This is a genomic window from Endozoicomonas sp. ALC020 (assembly GCF_049275935.1).
GTDB lineage: Bacteria > Pseudomonadota > Gammaproteobacteria > Pseudomonadales > Endozoicomonadaceae > Endozoicomonas_A.
Map to the genome: position 1 here is coordinate 6879252 of NZ_CP184830.1, position 15174 is coordinate 6894425.

A 15174-nucleotide genomic window follows, 5' to 3' on the forward strand; every position below is an offset into this window, starting at 1 on the left:
TAAGGTATGGGTTGCCAGCCATGGTCTATTCTAAGTTGCTTCTTTGCCTGCTGTGAAAATCACTTTTCACGGTAATCAATCTACCAGCCCTGAGGTAGTCGAATGACAAATGCTTGCCCCAATGCATTAAGCCTTGCTGTAATCGCTGTAATAAGCTCTTCCATCATTGGCACACAGGCACTGGCCGATCGGAAGCTGCAGACCAGATCTATCGATATTCTGGTCAATGGGCATAAGGAGTTTACCAATAGTGAAATCATGGTTCGGCCGACTTTAGGTCATGACAAGCAGCCAATACCCAAGTCCGTTACGACCACCTACCCTGCTGTAGACAGAATAAGCATAAACCCTGACCGTCCTTCGTTAACATTTACACAAATTCTTTCTGGTCTAAATGGCGACGCTTCCATTGTTGATCTGTTTGAAACTGACGAGAATAACGTTGCTCAGAAATACACCAAAATCCTGAAGGTAGGTAATGAGGGAGTCTTCAGGTTCACCCATAACCTTGAAGAAACGGAACTGGTCATTGAAGTCAGGGCCGGAATGACCGATCAGGATTCAGTTGATGCTGTTAGTGCATATCATTGGGTAGATGATGCTGAAGCATTAGAACCCTTGACGAAAAGCGCCGCCCCCTTAGGACTGGTTGGATTACTGGAAGCTGTCTATGAGAGAACAGGAAACCTGGGCGCAAGCAATCACTATGTTGCCCTTGCAACCATTGAGGTAGAAAAAGTTGCAGTGAACGGACGTACCTTCATGCGTCTTATCGCTTCGGGCGATCACCCCCCTGAATTACAGCGGCTGGATCAATCACTCTTTATCAACGACGATGCCCTCCTGGCAGCAGCCACCTCAGCCTATTACCAGGTTCATGTCGCGGGAAAGGATTTACAACAACAGGCGCTTAATGAACTCTTGGCACACAGCAAACCCGTCGGCTATGTTGTACACGCCGACGATGATGCAAAGGTTTATCCCGTGCCTGCGGGTTATCCAAAGCTGGAAGTTACAGAAGCACCGGGAGAGGTCATCGTTTTTCATGGTCAGATGCCGAAACCGGATGATATCGCTTTTGTAGAAAGCCTCTATAACCTCTGGAAAGAAGCTAAGGCTAATGACCTCGCCCTCGTCCCTGCAGTGGCAGCAAAAGTAGTAAGACATGATATCAAAAGCTACCGGTACGTCATTCGAAGCAGGCAAATGACAATACTGGAAGAGTTTGTTGCGCGGCACGAGGCTGAAGTTCACGAAGATCAACCGATGACGCTCACAAACGAAGATAAACTGGCAATGCGTGCGCTTGTTGACTACGAATATCTCCAGCAGGCATTAGCGAGTGCTGGTGCAGCTCGCTCGACGGATCTCAGTAAATTTGAATTCACAATGGAACACATCAGAGTTGCTTCGGGGGTTATCACGCCGCCCTGGATGCAAACTCAACTGTTAGAGCACTTCGGCTTCAGACCCGCATTTAGAAATCTTCTGATTAACCTGCATTTTGTTCAGAATCTTCAGAATCTTATACCCTTTTTCAACGATATAAACTATGCGCAGACGGGTCCTCTTGAGAAGGACAAAAAGTTTGCTGCCCAAGTCATAGGAGACATGGCCAAACAGCTGTTAAAGAAACTGGACAAGCTGCAGGAAGAAGAAAATAAACTCCTCGGAATTCGAAACAACTTAAAGGACACTTTGGAGCAAGTCCATGTCAGTCGAAAGGAAAAACTGAAAGCACAATGCCAGTATCGGAAAATTGAGGATAAGCTTGCAAAGCTTCATGTCGAACTGGAAGATCTGGAAAATCTGAAGCTGAAACGTCTGCTGGAAGTTCGACAAGTCCCGAATCTGGAAACAAAAGTTCATATTATCAGAACAGAGCCCACAAAAGCGATTAACGCTCAAATGGCTGCAGAGCTTGGTATTGACAACTGGGATGATACCCTGCCACTCAACGAACAATTCACACTCATAGAAAAGAAAATTAATGAAATATACAGATCGATGGCCGCAACAGAACAGCCTGATGAAGAAACTCTAACAGCAGAACCAACGGCCATTGCTAGCTGGCGAGGCATTGCTCCGGTCAATAAAATCAATCCGCGCACCCTTCTGTTCATTCAAAAACGGCTGCAACAAAACATTATACGACCCGAGCAGGAAGTATCGGAAAGGCTGACTATCTTTGAGAATTATCTCGGTCTGGTTCCGGAAAACAAAGATGACCTTAATGCCCGACACCAAGCCATTCATCGGCACCTGAGGCAGCAGGCGACCGAAATCGTTCAACAACCCTTCCAGGATCAACAACAGGAAGCCAGACAAACTCCAGAGCTGGAACAACTCGTTCGGGATACCAGAGCAGGTGCCATAAAAGCCCGCAACGCTCAACTGGCAGCAGAGCTTGGTATTGATGACTGGGATGATGCCCTGCCACTCGAAGAACAGGCCAGACTCATCAGAAATAAAATTCAGGAAATAAAACCATCGGTTACCGAACAGTCTGATGAAGAAACTGTAAAAGCAAAAACGGCAGGCATTGGAAACAAGGATTGCTTTATTTTGGTCAATGAAGATGAGCTGGCGGCCCTGGAAGCTCAGCTGGGCATTGTCCCGGATAAAGAAGATGACCTGAAAGCTCGTCACGAGAGGCTTCTGGAAAACTTTGAGCAGCACGCAGAACTGAAAAACCGGTTACAGAAACTTCAGCAGCAAGCCGATCAGGTTCCCGACCTGGAAAGGATACTTCTTACCGTCAGGAAAATTGCCAGAAAAACTCACTACGCTTATACAGCAGCCAAGCTGGGTATTGATGACTGGGATGATACCCTGCCACTGGACGAACAATTCACACTCATACAAAAGATAATTAATGAAATTTACAGATCGATGGCCGCAACAGGGCAGCCTGATGAAGAAACTCTAGCCGCAGAACCAACGGCTATTGGTGGCTGGCGAGGCATTGCTCCGGTCAATAAAATCAATCCGCGCACCCTTCTGTTCATTCAACAACGGCTGCAACAAAACATTATACGACCCGAGCAGGAAGTATTGGAAAGGCTGACTATCTTTGAGAATTATCTCGGTCTGGTTCCGGAAAATAAAGATGACCTTAATGCCCGTCACCAAGCCATTGCGCAGCACCTGAAGCAGCAGACAACCGAGATTGTTCAACAACCCTTCCAGGATCAACAACAGGAAGCCAAACAAACTCCAGAACTGGAACAACTCGTTCAAGATGCCAGAGCAGATGCCATAAAAGCTCGCAACGCGCAACTGGCAGCAGAGCTTGGTATTGATGACTGGGATGATGCCCAGCCACCCGAAGAACAAGCCAGGCTGATCAGAGAAAGAATTGCTGAAGTCAACCCGTTCTTAGCCGCAACACCCGACGAAGACGCCGTAAAAGCAAAACTGGTAGCCATTGAAAGCGAACACGGTATTACCCCAAACAATGAAAACAATCCGGATGCCCGCCATCAGTTCCTTCAACAGCACCCGCAGCCAGGGAGCACCAGCAAAGAGACTGGAAAAGACGCTGAAATAAAAGCCCGCTATGCAATCATTGCCGCACATTTAAACATTGAGAATTTTGATAGCAATACAGATAAAGACGCTCAACACGAACGCCTGATTCAACGGCTTGATACAATGGAGGCTCAACTGCAACGGCAGCGTCAACAACTTTATATAATGGCCTTGGAACAGGATTCAGAGAATTCCTATACCATGGCCAGAAAAAATGCTCTAGCAGCGGTTCCTGGTGTTGATCTGACTGAAGACAAGACACTGAAAGATCGCGCCGGCCTGGAGTTAACAATACGCTCCAAACTCTTCAGGCTTAGAGATCTGGAAAAAGAACTGGATGACATCAGAACACCAGGCCACCCCAAAGCCACGCCTGTGGTGCTTGGAAAGCTGCTTGCCGTGGAAAAAGCCCTGGAGATGAATCCCCCCAGTGAAGAGCAGGATCAGTATCAACGCCGCCGGGCCATTTCTGACGACATCAAGTCACAGATCGCAGACGCCAGACAGCGGGCAGAGGAAGAGGCTCTGAGTCTACTGGCAGCCGTAGAACAAGTTTTCGACATCAATGTCAATGAAGATGATGGCAGAGTAGCAAGACTTGTCAGGGTTCGTGCAAGACTTGGTGGCGATGACGTCTCAAAACAGATGCTGGATGAGATCGTTAACATTCTCTGTCAAGACGACACATTGGTGATGATGAAGAACTTCAAACCCGTGGTCGAGAGCCCTCACCAAAGTATTACCCTTGCTGATGAGAAAGAAGGAAGGCAAGAATGGCTTGATCTACTTGACAGGCGTCTGACCTATAAAGTCGAAGAAGTGGATCAGCGTGCCAGGGAACAACAAAATCGTTTGCTTGCGGCCCTGGAGGACAATCTGCAGATATACCCTTCTGTATACATTGCTGCCAGAGAAAGGGGCAAGGTTTTCACTACTGAACTGGCCAGTGTTCTGCAGGTAAAGTTTGAACACGACATCAGCCTGTCTGACCTGAAGGATGCTCTAACAGCCAGAATTCAGGCAATTCGGGATGAAGTCAACGAAGTCTGTGACGATGAAGCTGTGAAGAGAATCAGGAACAATCAAATAGCTCATCAACTCAACATCTGGGGCTATAAAGAGCATGAAAGTATCGACGACCAGAACGGTCTGATTAATGCAAAACTTCAATGGCTGGATGAAGAAGTGTTCAAAGCGGGTCAACCTGATGTTAATGAGCGTATCTCCGCCATTGAGGATGAGCTTGACAGGCAAATGGCCCGCCTGGGGCCCAAGCCCCGATACGTTCTTGATCGTGAAGTAGCCGGAGCCAGGCGAGCACTGAAAGCAGCCGAAAGTGAGCTGGAGACAGCTCATCGCAAACTGGATGCTATGGGTCGCAAACACTGGCTATCTGCACAGAGCCCTGCAGACCTCCAACATCCCTCGGATGAAGATGACCCGGCTGACAATCAGCCGGTAAAAAAGATTCAGATTGAGCTGGGTCTGCCTGCAGGTGACGAGCAAACCGATGCAGATCGATTACTCATGATCATGAATTTCCTGCTGGAACAGAGTGCAGAAATACGAGATGAAGTCCTGAAGGAACTGAGAGTCAGAACCCATCTGAACATCCAGATGCATCCCAACCCCGAATCAGTGGGAGAAGGTGAATGCATTATGTCTATTGAATACAATTCAGATAGTCATGGCCGGGACACAACCGATGAAATCGATGAAGCGCGGGATGGATTGCCTTTAACCGGGAAAAAGTTCGCCCAGGTCACAGAATTCCTGCGTGAGCACGACAGGAAAAGTAAGGATTTAGCCGAGGCAATCACTGAAGAAGCTGTTGCGCGAAAGAATCTGGTTCGTAAAGAGCAGGAGATTTTTGCGCGAGCAAATACCGTTCCTAAAGAACCGGAGATGTTCGAATCTGAAAACATTAATGAGCAATCGACAGGCTCAAATAAGCTCGAGTGGGATCTGCTGAGTTCAGCCCTGGATCAGAAAAGAGAAGTTGTATCAGAAGCAGAAAAAGCTCTGGCAGATCATCATAAAGCAACTCTTGACGCCACTGAAGAAGCCCTGGGTCTAAAACCAGACGCCTCTGACACCCATGAACAACGGATTAATGCCCTCAGAAACACACAGAGACAACTGGGCGTTAACGACCGCAGGATCCGACAACCGATTCAGGAACTGGTCCGTCATGGTCGTCTGAAAGCTGAGATTAAAGTTAGGAAAGCAGACATAGAGAGACTGAAAAAAGTCCTGGAGGCTGCCGAAGAAGCCGTCAACAATGATGACAGGCCCTTTCAATACACGCCGGAACAGGTAAAAGTTCTGGACGCTATCCAAAGATTCACGCAAAACCCTCTCAAAAAACAAGCCCTGGAAGCTGCAATGGTTCTGGCAGAGGCAACAACCCTGAGCGGTAAACCAATGCCACTCCTTACGGCTTTCGATTTTGACGATGAATTTGCACCCATTCGTTTGCAGGCAATGGCCGGAGACGCTCTGACCTTTGATGAGACCCGCCAGATTGTGGAGGTCTTCAGGAATCTGAAAACCAGCTTTCCGCAAAGCCCTGACGAGCCTGCAGGATATCGGACCCTGAATGTCCTGGAAGAAGTCCACAGGCTTGTGCAATTGTCCAGGCAAGAGATAGAAACAGGAGCACAGGAATACGACGAAGAAATTCGTGACATGGGCTCAGCAGATAGTCACTATGTCCAACATGAATCAGGGGACCTGAAAGGCTTCTCGGAATACCTCAATACCCGTTCTGCCAGTGGCAACAAGATCATAGCCCTGCTGCAGGAAGGTCTGATCAGTAAAGTTGAACTTGAGAACTATATAAAAGCCGTCAGATTTGTCGAAGGTTATCCGACAGTGGCTGAATTTGAACACTTCCTTGGCTACAAACACGGCGTCAATGTGCCCCACTTCAAAGCCGTTGTCCAGATGCTGTCTGACAAGGGGGTTGAGAAATTCATGCAGAGTGCCATTACTCCTGTGGGCATAACAGCAACTGGTCCGGCGGGTATGAAAGAATCTGTTGCCGGCATGAAAGAATACGCCGCTGCTGTCATCGCCAATTACGTGCTTGATGATATTGCCTTTGACAACGGCCGCAGGACGGCAGCATTCCTGACCAATGTTCAGGACACCCTGACACCTTATGCCAATGCTGCTGGCCTGTCTGAATCAGACCTGATCAAGGTGGTCCATGGTACGTTGAAGCAGGCTCATGCCGCCGCAGTTGAACGGCAACTGTCGGATTTCTGGGTCAAACCTTCTGCCTCCCTGGTACAGGCTGTCACCTGGTACTACTCCAGCTACAAACCGCTGCTGACCACCACTGACAGCCGGAATGCTGCCAAACTGTCTCTCTCAGGTATGTCGTACCTCTACCTTCTGGATCTGACCAACCGGGGTGATTACCTGCACAGAATGCTCATACCTTTCCAGCGCTGGTTGCAACATTACGGCATTGATCCTGAGCGAACCGGCCAATATGCCTATCACAGTGGCATTGAACAAATCTCTGAAGTGGGCGGGCTGGCCATGCCATTGGGCAAGGCCGCTTCCTCAGTCATTCTGCTGAGAACCGGCTCTATGTTATTTGCCCGGCAGCACAGCGCTAATCCTCAAATGTATCGCAGCATTTCCCGTCTGGTGCCGGAAATAGTGAAATCCATGGGTTCAGGACAGGGAGTTCAGGTGCCGCTGCTGCACAGGGTGACACCACAAAAAGTGAAAACTCTGGCCTCTGTCACAGCCAGTCTGGTGCTGGGTCCGGTAGCCACTGTCGGAGCATACGCCCAGGGTCTGATATCCGGGTTTACCTACGCTCAGAGCTTCGGATTCGCTCTGGCGTCGAGCCTCACTTTCGACTTCTTTATGAACGACAACAAGATGCTCACTCAATGGCTGGGTGGTCCTCTGGGCCGCAGTCTTGACAAGATTAATCGCTGGACAGGCGTTGGGGAAACGACAGACGACTATGTGAAACGTACGACTATTGCCAGACCCCAACACTCCGATGAAACCGATGAAGCCTATGCAAACCTCGTTAAAGCAAATAACACCCTGTATGGCTGGACTCGACATGAAAATTACCTGCAGTTCCGTGAACGCCGGGATCGCACCATGAAACTGTTTGAGAATGGCTGGGAGAAATACTTCAGGGAAAATTTGCCCAAATGGTCATTCTCCCATGCAGAAAGTATTCCTTACATTTACACTCTCGGAACCTTCTACGACTGGCAACAGGGCAATAATAAGAAAGCACCTGCTGGTGAAAAGACAAATGCCCCTCAATCAAGCTTTCTACCTGCTGCCTCAGCAGACTCACTTAATTAAAACCCGCCGGGTGTGACAATCACTCTTCACGGTAATAAAAATACTCAGCTCTATGGTTTTAGAATGACAAATGCTCGCCCCAATGCATTAAGCCTTACAGTGGCCGTTGCAATCAGCTCTTCCATCGTTAGTACACAGACACTGGCCGATCGCAGGCTGCAGACAAGATCTGTGGATATTTCGGGCAGTGAACATGTGGAGTTTATCCAGAGTGAGGTCCTGGTTCAGCCAACTCCAGGTGATGACCAGCAGCCCATTCCCAAATCCTTTACCACCACCTACCCTGATCAGACAGAAGTCAGAGCGGGCTTCGACGTACCTTCTGAAGGCTTCACAGACATTCTTTCTGGCATCGAGGGTGGCGTTACCAGCGTTGACCTGTTTGCAACCGGCGAGAATGACGTTGCTCAGAAGTACACCAAAGTTCTCAAGGTCGGCGATGAGGGTGTCTTCAGGTTCTCCCATAACCTTGCAGAGGATAAACTGGTCATTGAAGTCAGAAAAGGAATGACCGATCAGAATTCAATTGCGGCTGTTCGTGCTCAATCAGGTGACATTCAACCATTAGACCCTTTTACAAATATTGCCAATCCCGAACAACTGGCCGGAGTGCTCAAAGGTGCCAACGAAAGAGCAGGAAGTCTTGGCGAAGCTGATCACTATGTTGCCCTTGCCACCGTTGAAGTAAAAAAGGTTGCAGTAAACGGGCGCACCTTCATGCGTCTTATTGCTGCAGGCGATCAGCCTCCTGAACTTAAACGCCTGGGACAATCGCTCTTTGTCAATGATGAGGCGCTTTTTGCAGCAGCCACCTCTGCCTATACCCAGGTTCATGTTCTGGGGGGAGATATACAACAGCAGGTCCTGCAGGATCTGTTGTTTGATCATAAACCCGTCGGCTATGTTGTATACGTTGAGGATGACACTCAGGCATATCATGTACCTGAACTTTATCCAACACTGGAAGTGGCTGAGATTTCGGAAAAGATGATTGTTTTCCGTGGTCAGAAACAGAATCCAGCCGACATAGCTCTTGCGGAAACTCTCTTTTACACCTGGGAGAAATATCTCGGCGATGACCCCGATCCTGCGATAACAACACTGGTTAAAAAAGACAAGCTCAGAAGCTACCAGTACTCCATTCGAAGCAGGCAGATGCAAATGCTGGAGGAATTAGCTGCATATCAGGATATTAAATTTGATGCATATCAACCGGAGATGCTTGCGTACTATGAATCTCTTCTGCAGGCATTGATCATTGCTACTCCAGACAAGGCAGATGAATTTGAATTGACATTAGGACATATCAGAGTCGCTGCCTCGGTCACCACGCCAAGCTGGCTGCAAATTCAACTCGCAAAACACTTCCGCTTCAAACCCAGACTCAGAAATCTTCTGAATAATCCGCACTTTGTTGAGAAAATTCAGGAGATCACAACCTTTCTCGCCGATATCAATCGAACAAGGATTCCCGAGGAATACGAAGAGTTTACTTCCGAAGTCATGAACAACAAGGACAGACAGCTGCTTGAAATTTACAACAAACTGGAGGAGCTTAGGGCAAAACAACCCGAAATACGTAAGCCAAACAAAAAATTGCTTCGCGCAATGGCAGCAGAGCCTGGTATTGATGACTGGAACGATATCCAACCCCCCGAAGAAAAAGCCAGGCTCATCAGAAAGAAAATGCGACCGGTTCCTGCAACAGGAAAGTCTCGGAAAAAAGCTATAAAAGAAATACTGACGGATCTTGAGAACACACTCGAAATCACTCCTGACAATGAAAACGATCTGGATTTACGCTATCAGCGTATCCAACGATACCTGCATCAAAATGAAGGACTAATCCATGGGCCAGCCCAGCATAAACTGGCTATCTTTTTTGAAGGTCAGCTTGGTCTGGTCCCTGAAAACAAAATGGACACGCAAGTGAGCAGCATTACAGAGTCTGAAAATGACGCTGACATCAAAGCCCTCTGTGCAACCGTTGCCAGGTATTTAAACATTCAGGATTTCGATAGCGATGCAGATGTTGAAGTTCAACAAGAACGCCTGATTCAAAAACTTAAGACAATGAATGTTCAGGGAGAAACTCTGCGTCAGCAACTTAAGGCAATGAGTGCTCAGGAAGAAAGTCTGCGCGAACAACTTAACGCAATGAGAAACCTGCTCGATAGGGAAGCTTTTTACACCAGGGCCAGAAAAGACGCTCTGGCAGAGGTCCTTGGAGCCTGACCGAGAATAGGCTTATCTGTTATGATAAGCCTTAAACCAACTCTGATTATGCCAAATGTCACCACCACCAAAGTTTAAGGACAGTCCTGTTGAGTTTGATCAGCATCTGCTGTTCCCAACCAACGTTTTCGATTTGCTTCCCAAAGATCATGATTGTTTTATTTATGAAAGCATTTTTCAGAACATTAATACGTCTGAAGTCGAAAAAAAATATCACCACCTTGGTCAGCACGCATACCCTCCAAAGCTCATTGTCGCTATTCTGATCTACGCATACAGCCATGGTGTTTTCAGTTCCCGTGAGATTGAGCGACGGTGTCGACAAGACTTGGCGTTCATGTATATCTCACAAATGAACTGCCCGAATTTCAGGGTTCTTGGTGACTTTCGTAAGGATAATCTGTCGTTTTTCCATGACTGCTTCAAACAGTCAGTCAAACTGGCCATTGAACTCAAAATGGCATCACTGGGTCATATCAGCCTGGACGGCTCCAAGTTCAAAGCCAACAGCTCAAAACACAAGGCCATGAGCTACGGGAGGCTCAAAGCGAAAGAGGCAGAACTCAGTGCCGAAGTGGATGAGCTGATCAAAAAAGCCAGTCAGTGTGATCAGGAAGAAGATGACGCCTACAAAGCAACCAATGGTTACAGCATTCCTGAAGACCTCCAGTTTAAAGAAGAGCGCCTGAAAAAAATCAAAGAGGCCAAGAAAGCACTTGAAGAACGTGAAAAAGCTTTAAATCCAGACAAACCAATAGACGACAAAAAGCAGATCAGTTTTGCAGATCACGATGCCCGCGTGATGAGCAAGAAGGGGTATTGTGAGTACAGCTACAATGCTCAAATTACAGTTGATTCCGATAACCAGATCATTGTTGGCCAGCATGTCAGCCAACACGCCAACGATGTACAGGAAGTGGAGCCGGCGCTGAGGGCATTATCAGGAGCCACTGATGGCGCGGCTGTAGATAAGTGGAGTATGGATAATGGTTACTTTTCAGGGTCAAACTTACATACAGTCGAGCGACATGAGATTGATGCCTATATCGCAACCGACAAGGCGGAGAAGCCTGCCGCTGACGACCTTGAAAGCTCTGACAGGAAGTTTGTCAAAGCGGATTTTGCGTATGATTCCGAAGCTGATGTATTTATCTGTCCGGCAGGGGAAAAGCTGGTAACGAACCCGGCCAGCAAAAGCAAAAGAAAAAGCTACCGGGCAAACAAGACGGTATGCAGGGAATGCCCTTATCGTCGGAATTGCAGTGATTCAAAGAAAGAGGCTGGCAGGGTTATCCGTACCGATAAGTTTGAAAAAGCACGTCAGGCTATGAATAAGAAAATGGAGACAGCCGGTGCGAAAGCCATATATGAGCGTCGTAAAGTTATTGCGGAGCCACCATTTGGACAGATAAAAGAATCTGGTTTCCGAGGGTTCAGTCTCCGCGGCAAAGAAAAAGTTTCAGCGGAATTTTCACTGGTATGCACTGCGCATAATATCAAAAAATTTGTAAAAGCGGCTTCCACGAGGTCAATCCGTCTTGAAGATTTGAAAGAGGCTAAAAAGGCAGCATAGAGGCTGTGAGAAGGCATAAATATGCAAAAATGAGCAAAATCCCACTAATAATTGGATATTTTTTGCTCATTTTAAGATTTGGGAAAACTTCTGTTGGTCTGGTTGCGCTATTCTCGGTCAGGCTCCTTGGGATCAGTCCGGGTGAAGACCCCTTTCTGGAGGACCGTGCCAGCCTGGAATCAATGGTAAATGACAAGCTCTTCGAGCTTTCAGAGCTGGAAACAGAACTGGAAGACATCAAAACACCAGGCCATCCCAAAGTCATGCCTGAAGTATTGGGGAGACTTCTTGCCACGTTAACAGGTCTGGAGGGAAAGAGTTATTTCCATTGCAGAGAAAAGGAGAATATCTATGACCTTCGTCAGTCCCTTTCTAAAAAAATGGATCTACGCATCAGAGAAGCCAGAAAGCGGTCAGAGGAAGAGGCCCTGAACGCACTGCACGGCCTGGAAATATTACTCAACATCAAAGTCAATGCAGGTGAGAACAAAGCTGCAAGACTGGAAAGGCTTCTTGCAAGACTTGATGCCCGTCATGTTGCAAATTTTGAGCTGGATGAAATGCGCAGGATACTCTGGGAAGCTGGCGGGCCAGGCTGGAGAGATCTGGAGGGGAATCCAGAAGAGATAAAAATCAAGCTCAACAGCATTCGTCATCGCCTCAGGTATATTGTTGAAGAACCGGATCAGCGGGCCAGAATACGACAGGCAGGTCATCTTATCGTTCTGGAGGACCAGTTAAATATCGCCCCTTATGAAAACCCTGCTGCCAGAGGGAGAGGCAAAAGTTTAACAGACAAACTGGCCAGTGATCTGAATATAGGATTTGAAGACGATGCACAACTGACTGACCGGCAGTATGCTCTGGGAGGCAGAATTCAGGAATTACGGGATGAACTGCTTGAAGTCCATGAAGATGAAGATGCCAGGAGAGCCTGGAACAATAACATTGCACATCAACTCAAGGTTATAGATTATGAGGATGATGCCAGCATCGACGACCAGAACCGTTTAATTAGAGCAAAGCTCCAACAGCTGGATGAAGAAGTTTTCAAAGCCGGTCAGCCTGACGTTAATGAGCGTCTGGCAGCCATTGATGAAGAGCTTGACAGGCAAGTGGCTCGTCTGGGACCTAAACCCCGATACATTCTTGACAGTGATGCAGGCAGAGCCAGACGAATGATAGCAAAAGCCGAAAGCGAGCTGGCAGATGTTCATTGCAGACTAAACAGGCTTAGTAACAATAATGACGACAATGACAGTATACGAAGCATTAAGGCACTTCAGAGCGAGTTGAATCTGTCTGGTAAAGTGCAAACCCTCCCAGAGCGGGAACAGGCCCGTCTGGAGGACGAGATTGAAACCAGGAAAGCAGATATTGAGAGAATGAAAGGAGTCCTGATGGCGACAGAGAAAGCCATCGAAAGTGACGGCGGTCCCTTCCAGTTCACGCTGGAACAGGCAAAAGTTCTGAAGGACATTCACAAACTCACACAGCAGCACCCTCTCATAAAACAGGCTCTGGAAGCCGCTATTGGCCTGAGAAAAGCAGCAAAAGAAAGCGGTAAGGCATTACCTGGCCTTGTCACTTTCGATTTTGACGATGAGTTTGCACCGATTCGCTTGCAGGCAGGGGTCGGAGACAAACTGACGTTTAAACAGGCCAGCCGGATTGTAGAAATTTTCAAGAGACTGAAGACGACAAGCTTCCCAGCCCCCACTCTCGAGCAACCCCGGAATGCCATCAAAGAAGTCAACTCTCTGGCGCACCGGGCATGGGATGAGACAGGAAATGGGGCACAAGAATACGACAACGAAATTCACGGTATAGGCTTAGCAGGTATTCACAGCGAAGATCCTGAACCGGAGGATCTGAAAAGCTTCCCGGAATACTTCGCTAGCCATTCTGCCAGTGGCAACAAGATAATCACTTTGCTACATGAAGGTCTGATCAGCAAGGCTGAACTTGAGAACTACATAAAGGTCGTCAGAGATGTCGATGGTTATCAGACAGTGGACGAATTTGAACATTTCCTTGGCTACAGACACGGCGTCAATGTGCCTCACTTCAAAGCCGCTGTCCGGATGCTGTCCGACCAGGGTGCTGAGAAATTCATGCTGAGTGCCTTTACACCAGCGTCCGTGACTGCAACTGGCCCGGCCGCTATGAAAGAGTCGGTTGTCGGCATGAAAGAGTATGCCGCTGCTGTCATCACCAACTACGTGCTTGATGATATTGCCTTTGAAAACAGCCGCAGGACGGCAGCATTTCTGGCCAATGTTCAGGATACCCTGACACCTTACGCCCATGCTGCCGGAATATCTGAATCAGAACTGATCAAAGCCATTCATGGCACATTGTTACAGGCTCATGCCACAGCGGTCGAGCAACAGCTCAATGATTACTGGCTCAAACCTTCAGCCTTTCTGGTACAGGCTGTGACCTGGTACTACTCCAGCCACAAGCCACTATTGGTGACCCATGACGTATGGCAGGCTGCCGAGCTGTCCTTCTCAAACATGTTGTTACTCTATCTTCTGGATCTGACCAACAGGGGTGATTACGCCCACAGAATGCTCACACCTTTTCAGCACTGGTTGGAACTTTACGGTGTTGATCCTGATCGAACCGGGCAATATGCCTACCACAGCGGAATTGAAAAATTCTCTGAAGCGGCCGGGCGGCTGGCCATGCCATTGGGCAAGGCGGCTTCCTCAGTCATTCTGCTGAAAACCGGCTCCATGCTGTTTGCCAGACAATACAACGCCAGCCCGCACAGGTATCGCAGCATTTCCCGTCTGGTACCGGAAATAATGAAATCCATGGGTTCCGGACAAGGGGTTCAGGTACCGCTGCTGCACAGTCTGACACCACAAAAAGTGAAAACTCTGGCCTCGGCTACTGCCGGTCTGGTGCTGGGTCCGGTAGCCACTGTCGGAGCATACGCTCATGGTCTTGTCTCCTGGTTCACCTATGCTCAGGCATTCGGCTTTGCTCTGGCGTCGAGTCTCACTTTTGACTTCTTCATGAACGACAACAGGATGCTTACTCAATGGCTGGGTGGACCTCTGGGCCGAGGTCTCGACAAGATTAACCGCTGGCGGGGCGTGGGTGAAACGGACGCTGAATATTTGAAACGTACGGCTATTGCCTCACCTCAAGGTTTCAGTGAAAACGATGAAGAGTACGCAAACCGTGTTAAAGAAAATGACATGATGCATGGCTGGACTCGACACGAAAATTACCTGCAGTTCCGTGAACGTCGTGATCGTACCATGAAACTGTTTGAGAATGGCTGGGAGAATTACTTCAAGAAAAATGTGCCTAAATGGTCGTTTTCCCATGCAGAAAGTATTCCTTACTCCTACACTCTGGGTGCCTTCTACAATTTGCAACAGGGCGATGAACAGAAAATAAGCGATTGACAGCCATAAGGGATTAGCAGCCGCTTCCCCACCTGTTGTGCCAGTCACTTTTCACAGTGCTAA

At 48.1% G+C, this 15174-nt stretch carries 4 protein-coding genes; all 4 read left to right on the forward strand.

Annotation, left to right across the window (positions count from 1 at the left end):
• Positions 1–102 precede the first annotated feature (102 nt).
• The 4 genes from ACOJUO_RS25220 to ACOJUO_RS25235 all read left to right on the forward strand — a co-directional run bounded on the left by ACOJUO_RS25220 (position 103) and on the right by ACOJUO_RS25235 (position 15111).
• Positions 103–7878 (forward strand): hypothetical protein, encoded by a 7776-nt coding sequence (locus ACOJUO_RS25220; protein ID WP_422138555.1) that lies wholly within the window; start codon positions 103–105, stop codon positions 7876–7878.
• 63 nt (positions 7879–7941) lie between these two features.
• Positions 7942–10113, forward strand: coding sequence for a hypothetical protein (locus ACOJUO_RS25225; RefSeq protein ID WP_422138556.1), 2172 nt, complete (start codon positions 7942–7944; stop codon positions 10111–10113).
• A 55-nt stretch (positions 10114–10168) separates the two neighbouring features.
• Entirely contained in the window at positions 10169–11686 is a 1518-nt protein-coding gene (locus ACOJUO_RS25230; protein WP_422132798.1) for an IS1182 family transposase, read from the forward strand.
• A 62-nt stretch (positions 11687–11748) separates the two neighbouring features.
• The gene (locus ACOJUO_RS25235; protein ID WP_422138557.1) at positions 11749–15111 is read left to right on the forward strand and encodes a hypothetical protein; all 3363 of its coding nucleotides are present in this window, start codon (positions 11749–11751) and stop codon (positions 15109–15111) included.
• Positions 15112–15174: the final 63 nt, after the last annotated feature.